The organism is Nitrospira japonica (genome assembly GCF_900169565.1).
In the GTDB taxonomy this organism is placed as follows: domain Bacteria; phylum Nitrospirota; class Nitrospiria; order Nitrospirales; family Nitrospiraceae; genus Nitrospira_C; species Nitrospira_C japonica_A.
Window position 1 is genome coordinate 3,840,730 of record NZ_LT828648.1, and the last position, 22,451, is coordinate 3,863,180.

Consider the following 22,451-nt stretch of genomic DNA (forward strand, 5'->3'; position numbering starts at 1 on the left):
TACTTTCCGGAAAATCGAGCGAGCGTGGAGTCAGAACTTGATTCCCACTGTGGCCAGAACCGTTCGCGGCTCACCATAGAACAATCGCGTGGTGGAATTGAAGCCTGATTCGATGTACGCCTGATCAAAGAGGTTTCGAAAGTTTACCGCAACATTCACCTGTTTGGCTCGAAGCCAGTTACCCGTTTCCATATTATGATTGTAGTAGAGCGCGGCATCCACCCGAACATAGCCCGGCACGGTGAGTTGCGGCCCGAAGATCGACGCATTGCGGTTGGAATAACCGAATACGCCGCCACCGACACCAAATCCTTGCAGGATACCTTCCTGGAAATGGTAGGTCGACCAAAGAGTCCCCTTGTTGTACGGCACAAATCCCAGTCGCCTGTTTACCAAAGCCGGATCGTTATCCTGCGTGACCTCGGCATCGGTATAGGCGTAGCTTGCAATGACGTTCCAGCCGCTGGTCAGACTGGCCGTCACGTCCAACTCGACCCCCTGACTCCGTTGTTGACCGGTTTGAACCTGCACGCCCGGAGTGACTGGATCCGGCGTCAATAGATTCTCTCTCGTCAAGTGAAACCAGGCCAATGTGGTGGAAATACGATTGTCGAGGAAAAAGGTCTTGATACCGACTTCATACTGCGTCGATCGTTCCGGTTCAAAAAGTTGGCCGTTCGGGTTAAACGTGTCCGGTGTATTCGGCAGAAATCCCCGCGTCCACGACGTGTAAAGCGACACCGGTTCGATCGGCTGGTAGACCAATCCCAATCGTGGGCTGACGGCCGTATCATCAGAGGTTTGATCGGGCCCACTGAACTGCTGGCTGAAATTGGCGCTTTGATGCACGTAATCAAACCGGACACCGCCGAGAAATTTCAAATTGGGCAACAACGCAATCATGTCCTGAAGGTACATCCCGGCCATTTTGGAATCCGATTTTTGAAAGAATGAGGATGTCACACTTCCTAAACCCTGAGAATAGTCAGGCGCATATAGATCCAGATTCGGAGCCGTTGCGGATACGCCCTGCGTCGGATCGGTCTTGTCCTGTCGCAGTTCGAACCCGACGAGCAGGTTGTGATCCATCCGCAACAATTTGAAATGGCCCGTCAGGTTCGTAAACATATTTTGAAAGTGCCGGTGCCATACCGATCCACTCGAGCCGCCTTCGAGGCCCGCGCGTGTCAGGGTACGCTGATCGGGTAGCAGACTGGTGGCAAACGCCGTTACCAATTGGTCTTCTTGAAATACCGTGTATCGATACGCGTTACGAATCGCCCAGTCGCTATTGAATTGGTGAGTCAAGTCATACCCGACTCTGGTTTGCCAGCGTTCATACCGCTCAAACGGGCCTAAGGTGGTATTTCGATTGCGGGGGAGCGGACCATTGATATTGGGCAAAACCGTGCCGAGCGCCGGCAGGCCGCCGTAGTCGGGATTGTTCCGCTTGATGTAGTCGGCTTCGAACGTCACGGCCGTGCGCGCTCCAATCAGCCAAGTGATGGCGGGTGAGACGGCGATCAGGTCGCGCTTTACGTAATCGACGAAACTTTCGGCCTTTTGACCGGCAAAGTTGATCCGATATAGCAGAGTCTTACTGGCGTTGAGCGGCCCTGTCGCGTCGAGTTCCGTGCGATAAAAGTTGTAGCTGCCGACCATGAAATTCGCAGAGTAATACGGATCGGGCAGCGGCTTCTTGGTGACTAGATTGACGATACCGCCTGGATCTCCCATGCCGTAGAGGACAGCCGCCGGTCCTTTGAGGACTTCCAAGCGCTGAATGTTGTAGTTGTCTGTCGCATTGTTGATATTGCTGGGATCGATGAGCCCGTTGCGATAGACGTTGTTGACCTGAAATCCTCGGATGAGAAAGGAGTCGTTCAGTCCCTGCGTGTTTCGATTCGTCACGACACCGGCCAGATTCTCCAGCGAATTGGCCAGTCGAAACGTGCGTTGCTCCTCCATCACCTTCCTGGTAATCACCTGAATGGATTGCGGCACGTCGCGGATCGGCGTATCGGTTCGCATGGCAGTACCGTCTTCCTGCGCCACATACGACTTCACGTCATTGTCCCGCTCGCGGACTTCCTTCACCAAAATCTCCGGGACTTTGACGGGCTTCGAACTGGCCGTGCCGCTCACTGCCCCCTCATCATCGGCCGCGGCCACTGCGACTCCGGCTCCCACTGCGGCAGTGCCGGCCGCCGGCGCAAGCATGGATGAGTCGGCTCGATCGAGCGTCACAGTATTTACATCGGTAAATCGATAGGTTAGACCACTGTCTTTCAATAACATTTTTAGGGCTTCTTCGGGTTCGTGACGACCGCTGACCCCGGCCGTATTAAGCCCCTTCGTCAACTCCCCGCTATACAGCACCTGAAGATTCGTCGCCGCGGCAAATTCGGCCAGCGCACCGGCCAGCGGTTTCGCGGCGATGTCGAAATCGACCGGTTGGGCATAGGCTGTCCGGAGATCCCAAGTCGTGGTGATGAGAAATAGAATGACCGCAACGGTACACAGCAACTTCTTCATGCATCCCTCGTACGTGATTACGTCTCTGCCGGTAAGACGCACGAGGCGCGCACCACCCCAAGTCGATTCAGGAAAAAGTGTAAGACGACGAGAATGAAGGAGAGAGATTGCTAGTAGAGCAACACGAGGTAGCCCGCGACGGTAACCGATTTGACGTGAAACGTCGTCTCCAAGGCATGGACGACTGCGGCAGGGTCGCCGGTCTTGAAGACACCGCTGATGAGGTGCTGGCGGAGGTCGGAGTTGAGCACGATGATCTTGCCCTTCCAGTATCGATCGACTTCTTCGACCACCTCGCCCAACGGCTTCAAATCGAACACGAGTTGCCCCCGGCGCCAGCCGGTGGCTTGGACCATATCGGCCTGAGATACAGCTCCGATTCCTCCACTTGTGCTGTAACGGACCTGCTCTCCCACCGTCACGACCGATGAGGCAACTCCACGATCAGCGCCGGCAAGGCTATTCGGCTGGGAGACTTCGACCGTCCCTTCCATCACGGTGACCGTCACGCCCTGATCCTGCCGGCGGACGTTGAATTCGGTTCCGACCGCCCGCGTGATGCCGCTGACGGATTCGACCTCGAATGGACGGGTCCGATCGTGAGCGACCATGAACGACGCCTCGCCCTTTTTTAGATGGATATAGCGCCGCTGACCGGTCAATCGGACCGAGATCGCCGTATTGGTATTCAAGTGAACAATCGATCCGTCTTCCAGGGTCACGCTGGTGCGCTCACCCCTGGCGGTCGTGATCGCGCCTGGATCCCAGGCATCCTGATAGCCGGCAAACCAGAGGCCGGCAAGAATCATTAATAGAATCGAGGCGGCCATGGCGGCTCGCCTCCATCCCGTCCCCGTCGGCCTCGGTACAATCGCGTCGACCGGCTCGATTCCTTGACGCACGTCCTCCCATACGAGACGGCTCGGCTCGTCCAAGTCACCCCAGAGTAGATCGATCTTGTCGAACGCGGCACGGTGTCTGGGGCTTTGCCGCTTCCAGGCCTCACAGGCTCGCCGTTCCTCCTCGGTGACGTCATCCGCTTGCAGGCGTACCCGCCAGTGAATGGCCTCATCCGACAATGTGCGGTCGTCTGGCGTCACGTCATCCCCGCGTCGAAGAATACGCCTACTTCCTATGACTATCGAATCGAGTGTTACCACAGTCCGTCCCGTCCCATCCACAACAGGTCCATCATAGGGGGGTTACCTCCCCGCCCGATCCATATAGTCACGGCAATGAGCCAACGCCTTACTCATGTGTTTCTCGACGGCGCTCTTCGAGATGCTGAGCCGCCCTGCAATCTCGCCATAGGAGAGATGCTCCGACTTGTGAAGCAGAAACACTATCCGGCATTTGGCCGGCAGAGTGGCCACGGCTTCTCGCAGCAGGCGGCATTGCTGCCTCGCCTCCAACGCGGTCTCTTGCGACGGGGCATGGCTCGCGATCTCGCCGGTCTCGACGTCGCCGAGCTCATATGCCGAGCGCACCTGCTGCCGGCGCATGGCGTCGGTCGCGAGATTGGAGGCGATGCGGAACAGATAGGCCCTGGGATTATCCGGCTGAGTTGACGACGGCAGCTGAGCGACCCGGAGAAACGTCTCTTGCATGAGATCGGCGGCGGTGTCGGGACACCCGAGCCGGCGATGCAGGAACCGTTGAAGTTCCTGCGCATACTGCTGAAATGCCATCCCTAGCGGGGAAGTCCTAACGGGGTCCAGGCACCACAGATCCTGGTCGTTCATGGCGGCAGGCTAACATGGCATCACGCCAGACAGGAATGTCTACTTTCCGGAAAATCGAAGAGCACTGATTAGGGGCCATCCAACGTTCAGAATTTAACCCCGACCGTGGCGAGGACCGTTCGAGACTCCCCATAGAACAATTGTGTGGTCGAATTGAAGGCCGATTCGATGTAACCTTGGTTGAACAGATTCCGGAAATTCAACGCCACGTTGACCTGTTTGGCGCGCAGCCAGTTTTCGGGGTTCAAGGCGTGGTTATAGTAGAGAGCTCCATCGACTCGGACATAGCCGGGGATATTCAGTTCTGGACCAAAGATTGACGCATTGCGATTCGTATAGCCGAAGACTCCGCCACCTACACCAAAGCCTTCTAAGGGGCCCTCCTGAAAAAAATAGGTAGACCAGAGAGTTGCCTTGTTGTACGGCACCATTCCAAGGCGTTGGTTTACTAAGGCGGGGTTGTTATCCTGCGTGACCTCCGCATCGGTATAGGCATAGGTCGCAATGACATTCCACCCACTGGTCAGACTGGCTGTGACATCTAACTCAATACCTTGGCTTCGCTGCTCTCCCGTCTGCACTTGGAATCCCACTCCACCGAGCGTCGGATCGGGAGTAAGCAAATTGCTTCTGGTCAAGTGGTACCAGGCCAGTGTCGCGGACACTCGATTATCAAGGAACGTGCTCTTGACTCCAATCTCATACTGGGTCGAACGCTCCGGCTTGAACAATTGGCCATTAGGATTAAAGGAGCTGGGTGGATTCGGAAGAAACCCTCTGGTCCAAGAGGTATACAACGAAAGGGGTTCAATCGGCTGATACACCAGACCCAGCCGGGGGCTTACGCCAGTGTCATCGGAGGTTTGATCAGGACCGCTAAAATTTTGGCTGAAATTGGCACTCTGATGCACATAGTCAAAACGGACACCGGCCAACAATTTCAGAGTCGGCAGCAGCGCGATCAAGTCTTGCAGATACATACCGGCCATTTTCGTGTCCGATTTTTGAAAGAACTCGCTGTTGGCTGCGCCTAGCCCTTGAGAATAATCGGGAGCAAAGATGTCCAGATTGGTGGCGTCTTTCCCCACGGTCTGCAAAGGTTCTTGCTTGTCTTGCCGCAGTTCGAAACCGGTGAGAAGGCGATGGTCCATACCAAAGACTTGGAAATGGCCCAGGACATTCGTAAACATGTTGTTAAAATGCTGATGCCACATAGACCCTGCCGAGCCCTGTTCGAGACCAAAGCGCGTCAGTGTCCTCTGGTCGGGCAGCAGTTCAAGAGGTATCACGGTGACAAGTTGATTGGCTTCGAACACCGTGAAGCGATAGGCATTGCGGATCGACCAGTTATTGTTGAACTGGTGCGTCACATCGTAGCCGACCCGATAGGATGTTCGCTCCTGTTTTTCAAAGGATCCCAGCGACGTGTTCCGGTTGCGCGGGATTTCACCGTTGATATTCGGAAGTACCGTTCCAATGGACGGCACTCCTATATAAGCTGGAACCCATCGCTTGAGGTAGTCAGCTTCGACGGTGAGCGCGGTCCTGGAGCCCATCAGCCAGGTGACGGCTGGGGAAATAGCGACCATATCCCGTTTGACATAATCGACGAAGCTCCCGGCATCTTGTCCGGCAAAATTGATCCGGTATAGGACTGTCTTGCTGGCATTGAGCGGACCGGTTGCATCAAGCTCCGTCCGGTAAAAATTGAAATTGCCCAGCGTCACATTTGCGGAATAATATGGATCGGCCAACGGCTTCTTAGTGACCATGTTGATGATTCCACCAGGATCGCCCACGCCGTATAGCACCGATGCGGGCCCCTTCAATACTTCCAGCCGCTGAATATTGTAGCTATCCATCCCGTTCAAGATATTGCTCGGATCAATGAGGCCGTTCCGATACACACTCTGGTTCACCTCAAACCCACGGATGAGAAACGAATCATTGAGACCTTGGGAAGGCCTGTTCGTAATCACCCCGGATACGTTCTTCAACGCCTCATCCAACCGAAACGCCCGCTGTTCTTCAATGACTTTGCGCGTGATGACCTGAATCGATTGCGGCACGTCACGAATCGGCGTGTCTGTTCTCGTGGCCGTGCTCGCATCTTCCGCCACATACGATTTCATGTCATTGTCCCGCTCCCGCACATCCTTCACAAGAATCTCCGGAACCTTGACCGGCTTCTGAGTGGTTTGTGTCGCTTCCCCTGGTCCATCGGCGACCACGGCTGCTCCAGCCGCACCCCCTGCCGCGCCGACTCCCACGGCCACTGGCGCGACAGGCGTCGCGGAGGAGGCTCGCTCTACCATCACGGTGCCGGGGCCGGTAAATCGGTACGTCAGTCCGGTCCCCTCGAGCATCCGCTGCAATCCGTCACCGGGCGTGTAGGTGCCCTGGAGCGGCCGCGAGGTCAGGCCTGCCGCCAACTGGGCATCGAGCGTGATCTGAAGCCCTGATTGCAGCCCGAACGTCGTCACCGCGTCTTCCAAGGGTTGCGCCGGAATGTCGAACGAGCGTGGCACGTCGGCTTGAGCGACGAGCACGCTCCGGCCCGTTCCCTGAGCCATCGCGCTCGTTGCTATCGTTCCCGAAGCGGCCAGACTCAGCACTGCTCCCCAGAATACAACGAACCCTCCTGTCATGTGTGCGGCCCGCAGCCCGTTCACTCTGATCGACATCTTCATGGACGCTCCTTGGTTGAATGCGGCGCAGGCCGTGCCGGCCACGTCGCTCTCAACTCAAGGGACGAATAAGCGCAGGACTTTTTCAGAGTGGGGCTGAGCAGAGAGACGGCTGTTCGAAATTTACAACGAAGACACGATGACGAGATACGGTGTCAACTGACGCACAACCGCCTGATGCGGTTGTACCGCCGCCCGCAACGCCTCGAGGGGCTGAGTGAGATCGTACACGCCACTGACCAGACGGCTCTTCAACTGGGAATCGGTCACGACGATCACGCCACGATGATAACGTTCGAGTTCGGCGATGACCTCACCGATCGGTCGACTTTTCACGATCAGCCGACCCTGCCGCCAGGCTGCGACTTGTGAAGGTTGCCCATGTCCTTGTGCCGTAACACCCATAGCCCGTTCAACCCGAACCCAATCTCCGGCCTCCAACCGCTGCTCGAGAGGGGGGTCGTCACCTGTGCGATCGACGAGCACGCTTCCGCGCTCGACCGCGACTGACGCCGTTTGGGAACCGAGATGGACGTCGAAGGCAGTGCCGAGGACGGTCGTCGTCCATTCCTCTGCTTTGACCTGAAATGGCCGCGATGGATCGGGATGGACGTCGAAGAATGCCTCGCCTGCGAGCAGGTCCACCCGTCGGACGCCGGTCTCGTCGTTCACACGGATGGCACTGCCCGCGCTCAAATGGACGGTGCTCCCGTCGCGGAGCGTGACCTGGACCGTTTCGCCAATCCATGTCCAGTGATCGGCTTCCCAATAGATCCTAATCGAGGGAAAAATGAGAACGAGACACGCGGCCAGTCCAACCATTGCCACGGCCGGTTTCCAATATCGAGTCCACCGGCCGGGACGTCTGACGGCGGGCCTGGATCGAACGGCCGGAGAGGCCTTGGGCCTCCAGAGATCCGCGTGAACCGGCGGCGTCTCTCCAATGAGGCCCCACAGGCGCTGGGCATCGTCCCACGCTTGCCCGTTTTCATCGCTGGTCGTCAGCCACGCGTCGAACTGCTCGTGAAGCACAGGATCGTGCGGGCGATCGTGAAGCAACAGGAGCCACTCCAGCGCCTGCCGTGATGCTTGCTCTTCTGTCATGTCAGTGAGAATGACTTACCACCTTTTGCTATCGTACCCGCCCGGCATCATGGATTGTCCATATATTAATCGACGAATAGGCCACGCCATTTCTTCAATTCTTCAGATGTGAACTCCTCAGCTTCGCCTGGCAATGGATCAGCGCCTTATGGATCAATCCGTGCACCAAGGCAGGAGATACTCTCAGCCGCCGGCCGATCTCTTCCAATGTCAGCCCGCCGAAACGATGCATTTCAAGCGCCTGACGAGAGCGCTCCGGGAGTTCGGTCAGGGCTTCCATGACCAGTGCCAACTCCTGGCGATGACTGACCTCCTCTTCCGGCGTCGCCCGGGATTCAGCAATAGCAGGCGGTTCCTCCACAAGATCAACGTGCCGCCGTTCGAGCGCGACGCGGCGCGACCAGTCTACTGCCAGATTTCGGACGATGCGGAACAGGTATCCAACGGGAGTGGCGATCTCGGAACGATCCCAAGGCCGGTCGAATCGCAAATAAGCTTCCTGCACGACGTCTTCGGCCATTGCGCGGCAACCCAGAATCCCGGCCGCATAGTTGATCAGTTCGCCTCGATGCGTCAGATAGAGTTCAAGCTTCTGCTGTTCGTCGTTCATGAAGCCGCTCACGTGATCGCTAGTCCGTCCTGAGACCTCACGACTGAGGCCGCTCAGTCCCATTGCGGGACAGTATTGGCGAGGATCGACGAGAGTCTATCGGGGCCTCTCACGGGAAGCCATGTTCAGATTCCGGATCTTCGACGGCAAATACGCCCCGTGGATGCAGATCGGTCAGTCCTGACCACCTGCGGCGAAAAGCCTATTTAGGAATAGACGAACGGGTGGGAAGAATCTTCAGCCGGAGAGATGATTGAGCGTGCCTCCTCATCTAAAAATCAACCCTGTAGAGAGGCAGAATCTTCGCGGCCCTCTTGGAATGATCTGACAGGTCAATGCCGGGTCGATACAGCTGGTCTCGCCGGAGAGGCGGAGACCTTCCATCACTTCGCCGAGGACGGCAAACTCCAAATCGCAATTACGCTGTTCATCATCAGCCCAGAAAGACATTCGTCACCGGATAATTCCAGATCGAGAGAAGGCGAGCTACTCATGGCCTGACCGGACCATTAGACAGGACAGGAATATTTCCGACACGTCAAACGTCTGAATTCCAGACAAGCCCGCCGTTCGGAATTCATCTGCAATCCGGATCCCTTCATCGGTTACTTATCATCCAACTGAGCCAGCTGTTGCTTTCGAAATGCAGTCGGCGAACATCCAACGGCTCGCTTAAAGAAATGGCTGAAGGCGAAGGGATCGCTGAACCCAAGCGCCTCAGCGATACGCGTCACCCGAGTCTCCTCACCCGTCAGCATTCGCTTTGCCTTTAGAAGACGGAGCCCTTTCACATAATGGGAGAAACAGGTGCCCATTTGAAGTTGAAAAACTTCTGAACTGTATTTCTCCGAATATCCAAGAAAACTTGCAAGCCCCTTTAAGGTGAGCCCTCTCTCAAGATTCACCCTGACAAAAGCTTCAATACGGGTCGCAAGGGAGGTTTCCACCTGAGGCGAATAGCTCACCGATGGTAAAGCCTCAATAACCCCTTGCCGCCTCCCGCACTCACTAGAACGACGCCGTTGAGTCCGTCGTTCGACCTGGCCCTCCCACCATTGAGACTTGGAATAATCTGATGGCATCGGGTGGGATTGTCCCTCTTCGAAATGGGAGATCCTCACGTATATCGCCTTGCTCTGCATGTTGAGACCCCTTAATAAAAACGCCCACTATCGAATCGACGTGGGCGCTGGGAATCGAATTCCTCGGGCCTCTGTGAATGTGGTAGTCGAATATTGATTTCGCTTCTCAATATCATGCCAAGGCTTACTCTGTCAACCTGTCTACCGGCCGCGACCCTGGGAAACGACGAGCGGCTGACGGCAACAATGCTCGCCCGCATGAGTTCTCCTCCCCACAGGCACAGACCACAATGCGAGGCCACTGACCACTTGGAATGATTCTGGATTCGCGATTGGTAAGAGTCTTGGCGGTGATCGTTTGCGAGCTTGGCCCACGGCGTTAGATCCTACTATCACGATGGTCGATAGGGCCACTTGCCTCTACCGCTTACAGAAGTGTGGTTTCGCTGATCTTATTCGTCTTAGCCTATAGGTAGTTACACTCGATCATCTTATCTCTGAATATCTAACCGAAAGCTGAAGATGGATATCTATATCCCCGATCAGGAGAAGATCACCATGAGGACGATGAATGTGGCGAAGATGTCGCCAAACCGGAGTCGCTTGAAACACAGCAAGAAACGGGACATCATCCTGGCCGCATTTGCCACACAGAATCATGTTACGGCCCAGAAACTACACAATTCATTGGCCGAGGAGGGCCACCGAATTTCTCTGGGGACTATTTACCGGACGATGCGGCTGTTCTGTAAGATGGGGCTCGCTCAGGCAAGACATTGCGAAGCGAAAACGCAGTACGGTCATACGGCGGCGAAAGGCCGTCATGACCATCTGGTCTGCACGGCCTGTGGCAACATCGCGGAGTTCGAAAATCAGGAGATCGAACGTTTACGAAAGGAGATTGCAGCGGAAAATGGGTTCACCTTATCCGTTCATAAGCTGGAACTCTATGGGCTCTGCTCCCTCTGCGGTCACTCAGACAACTGAGACCCCCCCGATCAACTTCAATAGCCTTCAGTTCCGATCCTGGGAGCGACCGGAGACCTCGTCGCTCCCAGAGAACCCTGACCGGAACTCTTTACGATCAGTTGAACTCCAGCTTGATCGATCCCAGAACGGTCAGCGGAGCACCTGTATAGATAATTTCTCGGAAGTTTTGAGCTCCGATGAAATATCGTTGATCCAACAGATTCGTAAAGTTAATGGCAGCCAGCAAATTGGTTCTATTAAATACCTCCGGCTTACGATAGTACAGGGCTGCGTCCATGCGTACGAACCCAGGCAACTGGAACTGCTGCTGACAATCCGTTGGATTCTGACATTGGAGAAGTCCGTTTCGCTGTCCTTGCGCGTACATGCCAATACCCGCCCCGAACCCTTTGATCACTCCTTCTTGGAAGAAATAGGTGGTCCAAAGGCTGCCCTGATTCAGTGGCACGTTCGGCAGTCTGCTGCCAGTTTGAAAAAAGTTGTCCTGAGTGACTCGTGCGTCGATATACGCATAGTTTGCAATGATTTCCCAGCCTGGCATGATTCGGCCGGCGATATCGAACTCGACACCCTTGCTCCGCTGCTCTCCCGTCGCGATCGAGAACCCAGAGCCCGGACCTTGACTGACATCAGGCGTGAGGACGTTGGTTTTGGTAATATCGAATATCGCCACCGTGGATCGTAATCTACCCTCGAATGCTTGGAGCTTGACGCCTCCCTCATACTGCGTGCCTCGCTCCGGTTTGAACAACTGTCCGTCAACGCCACGAGCGATGGTCGACTGCGGGAGGAACGACCGGGTGTAGTTGGCAAATAGCGCAACAGCCTTGATGGGCTGGTAGGTCAAACCAACCGATGGACTGAAGGCATTGTCCGACTGCTTATCCGTTCCGCCGTCTGGGCTGAATACGCTTGGCCGATTGATTTGCTTTTGCTCGAAAATATCGAATCGTCCACCTGCGTGCAGGTGCAGGTTCTCAAGTATATCGATCTGATCACCGGCATAAATACCCATGATGTTGTTGGTCGTGGACGTGTCGGACTGCAGATCCAGCGGATTCGAAAAAAACGAATAGAGGGGGTTATAAATGTTGATGGTGTTCAGCGGCGCGGCACCAGCAGTATCGGAATACTGTTGCTGACTTGCATTCTCTCTCCCCAGCTCCACACCCATCATGAGTTTGTGTTTCACGGAACCGGTCATCACATTTCCGTGCAACTCGTTCTGCCAATAATAGCTCTGAACCAACGTCGGAATCTGAAACTGCGCCAACTGTAAGATCCCGCTCGCATCGTCCATGAACCATGACTCAAGACTGTTGTATTTCTCAGACGACACAGCGGCACGAAATGCACTTCGAACCTTCCACTGATCGCTGAGCTGATGGAACATGATAATCGTTGCTTTTCCCTGATTGATGTACCCCTGTTTAGTAGGATCTCCGAGGAATCGGCTGACGGGAATGTTGGCCGGTCCGTCGCCTACTGCCACGAGTCCGCGGTCGATCGGTGACTTGTCATACAAGTATTCGCCCTCGAACCGGAACGTGGTTCGCGAACCGAGCTCCCATCCGAAGGTCGGCGTGAGAAAGAGCCGTTCGGTTTTGACGCCCTGACGATAGCTCTCGGCGTTTTCATAGACGCCGTTGAATCGATAGGTCAACGTCTTGTTGTCGTTCAAAGGACCGCCGATGTCGATGTTCGGACGGTATAGATTGTAACTCCCGACAATCATCTCTCCGGAGTAATAGTTGTTTCGGAGTGGATTTTTCGTGGTCTGGTTGATGATACCACCTGGGTCCGCGCGACCGAACAAGTAGGAGGGCGGCCCCTTGACCACCTCGATGGTTTCAATATTGGCGACATCACGAGCCGCACGTGCGGCAAACGTGCTGTCTTCCCTAAAACCGTTCTTAAACACGTTGGCGTCGCTTCTGAAGCCACGGATCATGAAGTCGCCGGCCCGACCGCCTTGCGTGCTAGGCATCGACGTTCCGCTGACGTTGCGAAGCGCATCGCTCATGCGGATTAATTTCTGATCATCCATGACCTGCCTTGTTACCGTTTCTACTGACCGAGGCAGATCCTGAACGGGAACGGGAAGGCGGGTCGCCGTAGTGACTTCGTCCGTCGTGTACGCTTCACTCCGTTCCTTCACGTCTTTCACTATGACTTCCGGTACCTTCACCGGCTTGGACGCAGATTGATCGGAAACGTCAGGCTGCGGTTCTGTCTGGAGGGGCTGTGCAGGCTGTTCCTGACTCTCCAACGGCACTACCTCAGGTGTGGCCTGGACCAGAGTAATGGTGGCAGAGTTGGTATACTTATACGTCACGCCTGTGCCGACGAGAAGTTCCCGCAATGCCGCATCCGGCATATACGTTCCGCTTACCCCGGCAGACGTCGCCCCTTGAGCCAATTGCGACGGATAACTCACTTGGACCCCGGAAGTCTCGGCAAAGGTGTTCAATGCCGAGGGCAATGGCTGCGGAGGAATGTTGAACGAGACGGGCCCCTCATGCCTGGAGACAGATGAGCCCGCCTGCGCCAGTTGAGGCCAGATCCCCATGACCAGGATGAAGACCAGAAAGGACCGAGCGAATCCCCAGCTCTGCCCTCCTTTCCCTGCGACGCTGATAGATTGATCCCTCATATTCCTTACCTCTCCTCAGAAGAAAAGTGCGTATTGTGTGGATAAAATGCTAAGACAAAGTGACCGATCGCCCCCATATGACGGAATACAAAGGGGCTCCCTCACGTCTTCTGAATGTTTTATTTGGGGAATGGTCAAAAAAGAGCGATGACTCGACTACCGAGACGGGCCATGCGTATCGGAAGGGTCTGGGCTAGGGTCGTGAGAATGCCGTCCAGATCGTTCAGGGTATAGCTTCCACTTACCCTTATATCTCCAATAGTTGGACTCCAGATGAGGATTACGCCTGGGTGGTATCGACGTATCTCATCGATAACATCCGAGAGCTTGGCGTTTTCAAATACCAGGCGCCCCCGCAACCATGCCATTTCGGTTGATAAGTCGACCTCACGGACAGTCCCAACAGCGTGCGTGTCGGCGATAGCTTGTCGACCTGCAGTTAGTTGAATCGGTTCCCACCCACCGGCAGCTGGAGCCAATTCGACCGTCCCCTCCACGACCGTGACACGGATATCGCCGAGCTTTCTACGAACCAAAAACTTCGTTCCTACTGCACGGGACAGTATCTGCTGTCCTTCGACCATAAACGGGCGTTCCCGATCCGGCTCCACCTCAAAATACGCTTCCCCATCGAGCAGGCGGACTGTTCGGCTTGTCCCGTCAAAGTTAACCGCAATGGCACTCCTCGTGTTCAAGGTTGCCAGGGAATGATCGGGCAGTTGGATCTCCAGCTGCTCCCCCGTGGAAGTTCGATGATCAGCCGACAGTCTGACGACAATATCCAATTGATAGACTACAACCATCAGAACGGCACAGGTTGCTGCCACCATCCACCATTGCCAGATAGGTCTACCTTTTGCTGGTGTTCGAGGCTGCAAAACCGACGAGACGGAGGTCATACCGGCGGCAGAAGCTGCGGCAAGCTTTAATGCTTCATCATCCCAAAGTCGGCAAGCTTCTTCGAAGGCCAGTGCATGAGCATCGCTCTGCCGCCGCCAAGACTCAAAAGCTCGGCGATCTTCTTCAGATAGGGAGCCAGACCGCAGCCGAACAAACCAGGCTGTAGCCTGCTCATCAATGGTCGTGTCGCCGCCCAAAGGATCTATGTCGGAATCGGAATCCGATAGTGCCATACCTGCAGCGTCACGTTGTAGACAGACCGGGGACCTCAACAACCGTCCGAGTATATCTTCAGACGGATACCTGTGTCAGTCCCTCATGTCAGTCAGCATCATTTTGCCGCAGGAATGTTCGACAATGGAGGAGCGCCCGCATGATCAGCTTTTCCACCGCGCTTTCTGAGACGCCGAGATGAGAGGCAATGTCTCGGTATGGACGCTCATGAACGCGGTGAAGGAGAAAGGCCTCCCGGGAGCGGTGAGGAAGAGAATCGATCGCCCGAGAAAATACTCGAAGTCGTTGTTTGTCATACATAGCCCGCTCCGCTGACGGCGCGCTAGACGGCACATCGGCCGCATGATCCAACGTTTCGCCATGCTGCCGCTCTGACTTTCCCTTTCGGAGATAGTCGATGGCAAGATTCGTCGCGGTTCGAAAGAGCAACGCCCGCGGATATGTAACGGATGTCGTCTGCCCCAGGTTGACCAATCGCAAATACGTCTCCTGGGCCAAATCCGCCGCGGTCTGTTCGCACCGCACCATCCGACACAGGCGTCTGGTCAATTCGAACCGGTGTTCGTGGAACAAACGTTCAATCTCGTTACAGGTCAGGTTTATCATTTCAACCCCACGTCGCAGCATAAAAAACCCACGTGCATCCGCTGATGCCGTGGGCTCTGTCCCGAAAGACTTTGGCCTCGTTTCGGCTAGTTATGATATTGAGAACCGCTATCAGAAATCAATATAGCAAAGTCATTAGGCCCTGTCTAGCCCCTCACCCCTATCACAATCCAACTTTACGAAAATGTAAAAGAGGACGCCGCCAGATACGCCGGCGGCTCAATTTGCAGCATCGATTACTGCAAGAATCAGAAATAGTCCACCCAGTAGCGCCGCCGCTTGCGGTCTGAATGGCTGCAAGAAAATAAGTATGAGCCCCATCACACCGATGGTACCTATCCACTCAACCGGACCAAGCGACCAACCATTCTGACCCACTGCGCAAACAAAAGCCCCCGTCACGGCTAACCAACCCAGAACTCTTAAGGACCACCCGGTGGTATTCGCAGGTAACGCCCTAAAAAGTTGCCGATAGTGCTTGGGTTTGGCAAGGCACAGCGCCAGCATCCCGTTGTAGCATAGGGCAATCTCCATGACCCTCATCCGTGCCCCGCTTCTGTCATCGGAGTGGATATCGCCTGCGGTAGTGACCTAGACGCTTTTACGGTACGCCAAGCGATCCCAAACAACAGCGTACCAGTGATGAAACAGACAAGATCCACGCTGGCTAACCGCCAATTCCCGGCTGGCAAGGTGACGAATATATGACTGCTTGTAGTCATCAGATTCAGCAGCGGCAGAAGGACAAAGAGCAGGGCCGCAACGGTCAACTGTTCCTTCCAAGCCCGCAAACTGTCTCGTCTCAACAACCCATGCACACCACAGAGGATCCACAAGAGGAAGAACGTGCGCATTTCCCAAGTCGCTCGCTCCGGCAAATCCCAAGGCCACAATCTGTTACCCCAAAAGAATCCAGCGATAGCCACGGGCAACCCCGCGATTACGGCAACATTGAGGATTTCGACGATTCGATGGGTTTTATGATTTTCAGCATGCTGCTCCTTCCGCTTGATAAGCCACAAGAGTAAACCCGTGGCTATTGTAGCGCTTCCGGTTAACCCCATAAGAAAATAGAGCCATCGAATCGTGAGATGGTCAAACCACAGGTAGTGAAGCCCGATGAGAACCGAATAGGTCAGGAAGGCCGGTTTCCCCCCTTTCCATACTTTGAGAACTTCGCCGGTTGTTCCGTCAAATGTCACGCGATCGGAGATCAAGGCCAGGCGATCGTCTGCACGGCGCATCACATCTACCAGGGCGTGAACGTCTCCCGGATGTTTCACCTGGACCCATTCAGTCGTACCTCCATTCCAATGGGTTCTTGCTTGCCGTTCGAGTGCGGCGAGTGAGTTCAACGGAGCCGGCACGTCCGCACGCTGGCGATCGAGACGTTCCTCGACCTCTACCAACATTTCCTCAAATGCACCGCCATACAATGCGTCTACACCGCCAGGCACGTAGATCATCCAAAAGATAACGAGTCCCGTGAATGTAATTACGAAGTGGAATGGGAGCAACAGGACGCCTGTGGCATTGTGCGCATCAAGCCATGACCGATGATACGAGGCTTCGGGCCGAAAGGTAAAAAAATCCTTGAAGATTCGGCGATGAATCACGATGCCGGCAATGAGGGTAACCAACATCACCAGGGCAGCGGCGCCCACGATCCACGTCCCCAGTCGTTCCAGATGTAGCTGATAGTGGAATCGATAGAAAAAGTCGCCGCCCCGCGTATCACGGACAGTCAAGATCTCGCCGGTTCCCGGATCGAGCTTCCGCTGCCCTTGATCCTTCTCTCCCGGATTCTGCCAGGAGATCGTCACTTCGGGCGTTCTGAAATGCGGCAGTTCAATCCACCATTCCTCCGCCCGCGGAGCAAGGCGGGCAAGCTGATCACCAGCGGCCTGTAGATTAACCGGCGAGGGCCTTACTCCATGCAATTCCGGCTGCATCCAGTAGGTAATTTCTTTGTCGAAAACGGTAAGCGTCCCAGTCAAGAAGATGGCGAACAAGAGCCAGCCGAACACGAGCCCCGCCCACGTGTGCAGCCAATCCATTGATTGCGTGAAACTGTCTTTCATGGAATTGACGCTCTGTATCTATGAAGGAAGACGGACGAGACTATCTGCTCATGGCCATGACCAGCGGGAAAGCGATCAAACCACTTACTCCTGCGGACAATAAGAGTCCCAGCCAGGCACGCATCGGCGTAGCCGCCGCAAAAGCCCAAATGATCGCTCCGACATAGAAAAGAAACGACATCATAGCCGCCGAGAGTACGGCCTCCGTTCTTGACAGAGGCAGTAGCACCGTTACACATATGGTGACAGCATACGTCATGGCATAGCCGCCAACCGAAGCGGCAACCACGCGCGAAGCTACATCGTGCCATGAGATTTTCTTCAAGCTGTTTCGACCACCCACTTGCGCCTTTCTCGGATTATGGGTTGAAGGCTCAAGGTACGTGAGCGACTCACCGGGATGAAGGAGTAGTGGAACCGGTAGACCGCGGTGTCTCATCTTCGACATAGCGGTATCCCTTTGACTGCATACATCCGCTTAGATTGATACTCCCTGCCATCGTGTCTTTCTGGTGCTCCGTCCCTGCCAACACTTCCGCCTTACAGACTTCCCAATCCCGCTGAGCTTGAACCTCATCCTTGGTCGGATGGGCCCATCGACCTTCCGCACACGACACCAACAGCAATGAGACAGGCACCAGAATGCGCATCAGATTAGGCATATCACCTCAAGAATCACCGGTGTTTCCCTGTTTATACAAATCACAGTTTCACCCGAGGTAAACCCGACGCACTCTACTATATTCATGCCGGTAAGGAAACGACACAGAATCAAGGTTCGTAGGTGGAGAAAGCCAACGACGTGTGGAGGGAATCAATCAGCAGGTACAGGCTTGTCGCCATTCGCGAACTCTCCGCCTGTCATAGTGAAGCTCTCAATCCTATTCTCTCCTCTGGATCTCCGGTCTATAGGCGGATCCTGCGAGTCAAGAAAGAGAACCGAGTCTTCACTATGGCGAACTCGCGGATACAACCGATCCGTTCCTCTTGCCACCGACAACCGTCCACATGGACAGAACGGCGACGGCGCCGACGATAATTCCCAGCGCCACGGCAAGACTGATGAGCACAGGGAAGTTATCATTTTGGCACATCGAGTCTCTCCTCACTCTTCACTCCATCGATCAGAGGGTTGAAGATGACGCAACTGAAATGGCGGAAGGTTTTGACGCCCGACCCTCATCAACCATCAGCGCACTTTGCGTAATCGCATAGCGACACGTGGCACATGCCCAGAACGCTCCGGTCTGGAAAAGACAGTGACGTCGACAGCGGGGACAGTGACGAATTTTCATAGGTCGCTTCCTCCCTAGTGGCACATGTGCGCACTTGATGATCCTTTGTGCGCAGGCATTGAGCCAACTGACGATTGTTTGAGTATTGAGGCCAGACGTCCGATAGAGTCAGCGAATACTTGGAATTCATCCTTGTCAAAATGCATCGTGATAGACCCATAGGTGACGTGAAGCTTACCGCAACCACAGACCGCTAGTTTTGACTGCCTGTTTCCGTGCATGTTTATTCTCCTTAGTTCTTCTCGTTTGATGTATAGCCACGCGCCGTCGTTACATATTCTTTTGCTATCGAGACTACACGGAAAGGAATTCCCTACGAGAATCCGCCTGTGAAGCCCAAGCCTCCCCTGCCTTTCCGACAGAGAGCCGATTCAGCACGATGAGATTCCGGATAGCCTGCAGATCACCGGGAGAAAAATCATGGCGCCAGCGCAATCGCACAATTCCGTCTTCATCCACGAGGAATGTCGCGCATCGAGAGGCCGCTGAACTTGCGGTCACACCAAACATCCGATGGAGTCGACGGCGCGGATCGGCGAGCACGGTCGCCCGATGCCGTTTTTCTCGCTCGTGCCATACCTGATAGTGAAGACAGGCGTCGGACCCCACAATCAATAAATCGACGTCGATTCGTCGGAATCGATCGGCCTGTTCATCCAGCGTCTCTGCCGCGGCAATGATTCCCTGGTCGGGCAGGAAGCATATTACGACCACACGGCCAACGAACTGCCTCCCGGATAAATACGTCAGTTGGCCGCCAATCAAGGCCGGCGCACGAAAATCCAACATGTTTGTCGCATTGAGCCTCATCAACATTCTCCTTTTGGGCAATTCACTTGAGTGTCCCTCTTCTCATCGCGCGCCTCTCCACGGAGGGCAGCCACTGAATATCCCGTCGACTCCAACCACAGTTCACACATCTCCATCCAGTCATTCGATAAAAATCCAATATTTGCTCGAGTACGACCAGGCCTCCGCACTTTCCACAGTGTGCTATCATCCTTTCTCCTCCCCATCCATGATTGCACCGGTGGGTGGAACGGCGGAGGAGGATTAGTCCCGCCATTCCACCCGACGGGTGGTGCCCCGCATCTACCTGACCGCCTCGTGTTTGACACTTAGCAGCGGAGATGCCAGGGCAGCAGCAGTTTTCTCAACTTCCTCTTCGAGCCAGCGACTGAGCAGTGGATGTGCCAGCCCCCTATCGTTGAGAGCGTAGTCCAAACCAGTCAGCAGCTTCTTATAAGGACCTGCGCCATAAAGACGATTTGCGATTACCAGCACACGGCTGTGCTTGGATTCTTCCTGGATAATATTCCTGATCTCGCCTACTGCTTTCTCGCGCAACTCAGGCCAATCCTCCTGCACCGTCGCCGCTCGAATTGATTTCAATTTGCTGCAATGAGACTCTTTCTTGAGACGCTCGATGTTTGCCTCCATCGCCTGCAACCATCGGATATTGCCGGTATCAGTTTTTTCTCCGTGGGCAAGGAGTACAACCGTCTCGCTCGAAGGATCTTCACTGACTTCCAGCACGCGTTCATGCAGGATGTCTGCAACGCGTGCCGACTCTTCATAGCCTCCAAATCCTGCAAACAGCACGGCGCTGCGCACCTGGGTTGTGGCCACGTGGTTCGCCATATGACTCGGGATGGTATCCGTCAGTCCCAGGATGTAGTCAGTGCTTTCCTTCATATGATGAGAAAGTGCGTACAGGCGCACAAAGACAATTCGCCTGATTCCCCGTTCTTCCAGGCGCGTCACCGCCCCTTGGATCACCCTTGGATCCGCCATTCCAAATGCCATTTCGAGATCGTAACGGGCGCGCAATGGTTCAACGAGCCGTTCGACGGCATCATTCCAGGGCTGCGTCGCGCCATGCGGCATGATGACGATGCCAATTTCATTTGGTAAGGCGGCGGTGTATTGATTGGCGATCCTTTTGAGCCAAAGCACGATATTGGGATGTGGCATGAGCTCTTCGCCGCCATAGACGACATCCAGCCCTTTGAATCTTTGACCAATCCAGTTGGTAAGCGTCATGCTGTAATCAAACTTTGGGCCGAGTGTCGCAGGGATGACCACCGTGCTTCCTTTGTGTGCCGCAGCCTGCATAATTAGTTCATCAGCCGTGCGGTTTCTCGCGTCAGATTCTGGCGCATCCCTATCGTAGTAGATTACGGCCGTCGCTTCTTTGAATGATTTTCTTTCAGAGATATAGGAGACGAGCTTTTCTAAGTCTCGCTTCATAATGCGTTCAGATGCCCCATCGACTGCACCAACACCTACGATGAACAGTCTTTCTTCCTCTGAGTCCTTACTGATCTTTTCCACACGATCCAGTACGATCTGTTTAATGAGATAGCTGTCGGCCATCGGTGCAGCCCAGCGAATGGTTCCCGGCACTTCATATGCCGACATGCCGACAATGACCTTCTGCAATACGGGATCCGCTTCAGAAACGAACAGGGGAATGCCGACTACTTGAGTCACGCCTGCCTCCTTGAGTTCCCGCAACGCCTTGATCAGGTAGGCCGAGTACTCGCTCCCAATTCCGTTATAGTCACGCCCCACCAGTGCCAATACCGCGGGTGGGTATACTTTTCTAAACTCTGTAAAAGCTGCCTGAGTTTCCTGATTCCCTAGGAAACCTCGATCAGCCGATACCATGAGGAACCCCGTCCGATCACTCCCTGCAAATGCAAAAGCACCGTCCAACAGCAGCACGAAAACACAGACAACAATGCGCAACACCGGAAACAGCTGGCTGATAGCGCGTGACACGCGCTGTGCGCACAGGAGCCTCTTCTTCCCTGCTTCAGCCAAGACATGCGGGATAGAACGGACTGCGATGTCCCATGACTGTAGGTGTTTTGAAGCTGGCATTTGTCCCAATCTCGCCCTTGTTAGTATTGAGATGCATTCTCAATATCATTTACAACGACTGCTGTCAACTCTTTTTTGGGAGGGATTCCTATTCATCTTGATTTGGGTAGATTCAGCGCCGATCAGGAACGGATGCCACTCACCAGTGTGAGCAACATAGAGGTCACAAACATGAGGCTGATCCCAAGAAGGATGCCTACGGATGTCTGAAGCCGACGAGTAGCAGTATAGGAAATCGCTGTCAGCGAGAGAATCACATACAACAAGGACCCGGCCGCCAGCGTGTAAAACAATATGGACAAATAGGAGGAGACCCCCTGCCCGCTTAACAACGTCCCCAAACACGTCGGTGCCCCGGCCAGCAACCCAAGAAGAAAGATGTCTTTTCCGTTAAGAGGGGTCTTTCCTGCAGCACCGACAATGCCAAATCCTTCCGTACCGTTGTGCAAAGCAAAGCCGGCTACTAGCAGCATACTTAATGTCCATTGTCCGCTGGCATAACTGGCTCCTATTGCCAATCCCTCACCCAGATTGTGAAAGCCCATCCCCAATGCGATCATGTATGGAAGGGAAAGAACTCTGCTTGCCTGATTGCTACCGAATATTTGACTCGACTCAAGCCAGACTAACCCGACAAGGCTCACACCTAAGCCACCTAGAAACACGGCCCATGACATGATATCTCGCGCCCCGGTAAGCTCGACAGACTCATGCATCAGGTCAAAAAACAAATACAGCAGAACTCCGGTGGCTACGCCGATCAGCCCCGCCTCCCAAGCACGAGGCAATACCCGTCCCAGCACCAACGCCGCAACAATGCCGAGATAGATGGGAATGAGTCCGGCAACCGCACCTAAAGAAATCAATTCAAGCATATGGGACTCATAGCAGAAAGTGTTGTCAGATGGAAAGGGCTAGATTCTCACAAACAAGTCGCCTTGAGTTCTCTGGCAAGGCTGTCTACTGGGGCGTGCAGATCGACTCTCACATCCGAGGGAACTGTTCCGCCAATGGCAGAAGAGTGAATATGGACGACGCGGCCACTC

The 22,451-nt window shown here is 54.7% G+C and carries 17 protein-coding genes; 2 read left to right on the forward strand and 15 right to left on the reverse strand.

Translation table 11 applies throughout. The features are described 5' to 3' along the window. Positions 1 to 30: 30 nt before the first annotated feature. From NSJP_RS18025 to NSJP_RS18055, 7 genes are all read right to left on the reverse strand, one after another. A complete protein-coding gene (locus NSJP_RS18025; RefSeq protein WP_080888259.1) occupies positions 31 to 2,535 on the reverse strand; it encodes a TonB-dependent siderophore receptor in 2,505 nt (834 codons plus the stop codon). Between the two features lie 110 nt (positions 2,536 to 2,645). Beyond that, positions 2,646 to 3,635 carry a FecR family protein gene (locus tag NSJP_RS18030; protein WP_172834452.1) on the reverse strand — a complete coding sequence of 330 codons (990 nt, stop codon included), beginning with the start codon at positions 3,633 to 3,635 and terminating at the stop codon, positions 2,646 to 2,648. 102 nt (positions 3,636 to 3,737) lie between these two features. Next, positions 3,738 to 4,223: an RNA polymerase sigma factor gene (locus NSJP_RS18035; RefSeq protein ID WP_080888261.1), complete on the reverse strand. Its 486-nt coding sequence runs from the start codon at positions 4,221 to 4,223 to the stop codon at positions 3,738 to 3,740. 140 nt (positions 4,224 to 4,363) lie between these two features. Then, a complete protein-coding gene (locus NSJP_RS18040; protein WP_080888262.1) occupies positions 4,364 to 6,967 on the reverse strand; it encodes a TonB-dependent siderophore receptor in 2,604 nt (867 codons plus the stop codon). Between the two features lie 120 nt (positions 6,968 to 7,087). Beyond that, positions 7,088 to 8,068: a FecR family protein gene (locus tag NSJP_RS18045; RefSeq protein ID WP_080888263.1), complete on the reverse strand. Its 981-nt coding sequence runs from the start codon at positions 8,066 to 8,068 to the stop codon at positions 7,088 to 7,090. A gap of 94 nt (positions 8,069 to 8,162) precedes the next feature. Beyond that, a complete protein-coding gene (locus tag NSJP_RS18050; RefSeq protein ID WP_080888264.1) occupies positions 8,163 to 8,678 on the reverse strand; it encodes a sigma-70 family RNA polymerase sigma factor in 516 nt (171 codons plus the stop codon). Between the two features lie 605 nt (positions 8,679 to 9,283). After that, positions 9,284 to 9,820 carry a helix-turn-helix domain-containing protein gene (locus NSJP_RS18055; protein WP_080888265.1) on the reverse strand — a complete coding sequence of 179 codons (537 nt, stop codon included), beginning with the start codon at positions 9,818 to 9,820 and terminating at the stop codon, positions 9,284 to 9,286. A gap of 462 nt (positions 9,821 to 10,282) precedes the next feature. On the opposite strand from NSJP_RS18055, the gene NSJP_RS18060 reads away from it, so the two are divergent. After that, the gene (locus tag NSJP_RS18060) at positions 10,283 to 10,747 is read left to right on the forward strand and encodes a Fur family transcriptional regulator (protein WP_155970443.1); all 465 of its coding nucleotides are present in this window, start codon (positions 10,283 to 10,285) and stop codon (positions 10,745 to 10,747) included. A 97-nt stretch (positions 10,748 to 10,844) separates the two neighbouring features. Here the strand turns inward: NSJP_RS18060 and NSJP_RS18065 are convergent, their stop codons facing one another. The 5 genes from NSJP_RS18065 to NSJP_RS18085 form a co-directional block, all read right to left on the reverse strand. Further along, positions 10,845 to 13,403: a TonB-dependent siderophore receptor gene (locus NSJP_RS18065; RefSeq protein ID WP_080888266.1), complete on the reverse strand. Its 2,559-nt coding sequence runs from the start codon at positions 13,401 to 13,403 to the stop codon at positions 10,845 to 10,847. Between the two features lie 134 nt (positions 13,404 to 13,537). Continuing rightward, positions 13,538 to 14,536: a FecR family protein gene (locus NSJP_RS18070; protein WP_080888267.1), complete on the reverse strand. Its 999-nt coding sequence runs from the start codon at positions 14,534 to 14,536 to the stop codon at positions 13,538 to 13,540. 88 nt (positions 14,537 to 14,624) lie between these two features. Then, entirely contained in the window at positions 14,625 to 15,143 is a 519-nt protein-coding gene (locus NSJP_RS18075) for an RNA polymerase sigma factor (RefSeq protein ID WP_172834453.1), read from the reverse strand. Between the two features lie 219 nt (positions 15,144 to 15,362). Continuing rightward, entirely contained in the window at positions 15,363 to 15,686 is a 324-nt protein-coding gene (locus NSJP_RS20225; protein ID WP_080888269.1) for a DUF3325 domain-containing protein, read from the reverse strand. Then, entirely contained in the window at positions 15,683 to 17,224 is a 1,542-nt protein-coding gene (locus tag NSJP_RS18085; protein ID WP_080888270.1) for a PepSY-associated TM helix domain-containing protein, read from the reverse strand. The genes NSJP_RS20225 and NSJP_RS18085 overlap by 4 nt, the downstream gene beginning before the upstream one ends. 20 nt (positions 17,225 to 17,244) lie before the next feature. Between NSJP_RS18085 and NSJP_RS19405 the strand changes: the two genes are divergently transcribed. Next, positions 17,245 to 17,391, forward strand: a complete 147-nt coding sequence (locus tag NSJP_RS19405; RefSeq protein ID WP_155970446.1) for a hypothetical protein — start codon at positions 17,245 to 17,247, stop codon at positions 17,389 to 17,391. A gap of 1,422 nt (positions 17,392 to 18,813) precedes the next feature. Here NSJP_RS19405 and NSJP_RS18095 read toward each other — a convergent pair. From NSJP_RS18095 to NSJP_RS18105, 3 genes are all read right to left on the reverse strand, one after another. Further along, complete coding sequence (locus NSJP_RS18095; RefSeq protein WP_172834455.1) at positions 18,814 to 19,329, reverse strand: redoxin domain-containing protein; 516 nt, start codon at positions 19,327 to 19,329, stop codon at positions 18,814 to 18,816. Positions 19,330 to 19,611: 282 nt separating this feature from the next. Continuing rightward, a complete protein-coding gene (locus NSJP_RS18100) occupies positions 19,612 to 21,405 on the reverse strand; it encodes a sirohydrochlorin chelatase (protein ID WP_080888272.1) in 1,794 nt (597 codons plus the stop codon). A 122-nt stretch (positions 21,406 to 21,527) separates the two neighbouring features. Then, a complete protein-coding gene (locus tag NSJP_RS18105) occupies positions 21,528 to 22,280 on the reverse strand; it encodes a ZIP family metal transporter (protein WP_080888273.1) in 753 nt (250 codons plus the stop codon). Positions 22,281 to 22,451: the final 171 nt, after the last annotated feature.

Coding starts and splice junctions, on each gene's coding strand:
- NSJP_RS18055 (WP_080888265.1), bottom strand. CDS start 9,820: ATGCAGAGCAAGGCGATATACGTGAGGATCTCCCATTTCGAAGAGGGA.
- NSJP_RS18095 (WP_172834455.1), bottom strand. CDS start 19,329: ATGAGGCTCAATGCGACAAACATGTTGGATTTTCGTGCGCCGGCCTTG.
- NSJP_RS19405 (WP_155970446.1), top strand. CDS start 17,245: ATGAAGGAAGACGGACGAGACTATCTGCTCATGGCCATGACCAGCGGG.
- NSJP_RS18065 (WP_080888266.1), bottom strand. CDS start 13,403: ATGAGGGATCAATCTATCAGCGTCGCAGGGAAAGGAGGGCAGAGCTGG.
- NSJP_RS18045 (WP_080888263.1), bottom strand. CDS start 8,068: ATGACAGAAGAGCAAGCATCACGGCAGGCGCTGGAGTGGCTCCTGTTG.
- NSJP_RS18060 (WP_155970443.1), top strand. CDS start 10,283: ATGGATATCTATATCCCCGATCAGGAGAAGATCACCATGAGGACGATG.
- NSJP_RS18040 (WP_080888262.1), bottom strand. CDS start 6,967: ATGAAGATGTCGATCAGAGTGAACGGGCTGCGGGCCGCACACATGACA.
- NSJP_RS18075 (WP_172834453.1), bottom strand. CDS start 15,143: ATGATAAACCTGACCTGTAACGAGATTGAACGTTTGTTCCACGAACAC.
- NSJP_RS18070 (WP_080888267.1), bottom strand. CDS start 14,536: ATGGCACTATCGGATTCCGATTCCGACATAGATCCTTTGGGCGGCGAC.
- NSJP_RS18085 (WP_080888270.1), bottom strand. CDS start 17,224: ATGAAAGACAGTTTCACGCAATCAATGGATTGGCTGCACACGTGGGCG.
- NSJP_RS18100 (WP_080888272.1), bottom strand. CDS start 21,405: ATGCCAGCTTCAAAACACCTACAGTCATGGGACATCGCAGTCCGTTCT.
- NSJP_RS18105 (WP_080888273.1), bottom strand. CDS start 22,280: ATGCTTGAATTGATTTCTTTAGGTGCGGTTGCCGGACTCATTCCCATC.
- NSJP_RS18025 (WP_080888259.1), bottom strand. CDS start 2,535: ATGAAGAAGTTGCTGTGTACCGTTGCGGTCATTCTATTTCTCATCACC.
- NSJP_RS18050 (WP_080888264.1), bottom strand. CDS start 8,678: ATGAACGACGAACAGCAGAAGCTTGAACTCTATCTGACGCATCGAGGC.
- NSJP_RS18035 (WP_080888261.1), bottom strand. CDS start 4,223: ATGGCATTTCAGCAGTATGCGCAGGAACTTCAACGGTTCCTGCATCGC.
- NSJP_RS20225 (WP_080888269.1), bottom strand. CDS start 15,686: ATGAGGGTCATGGAGATTGCCCTATGCTACAACGGGATGCTGGCGCTG.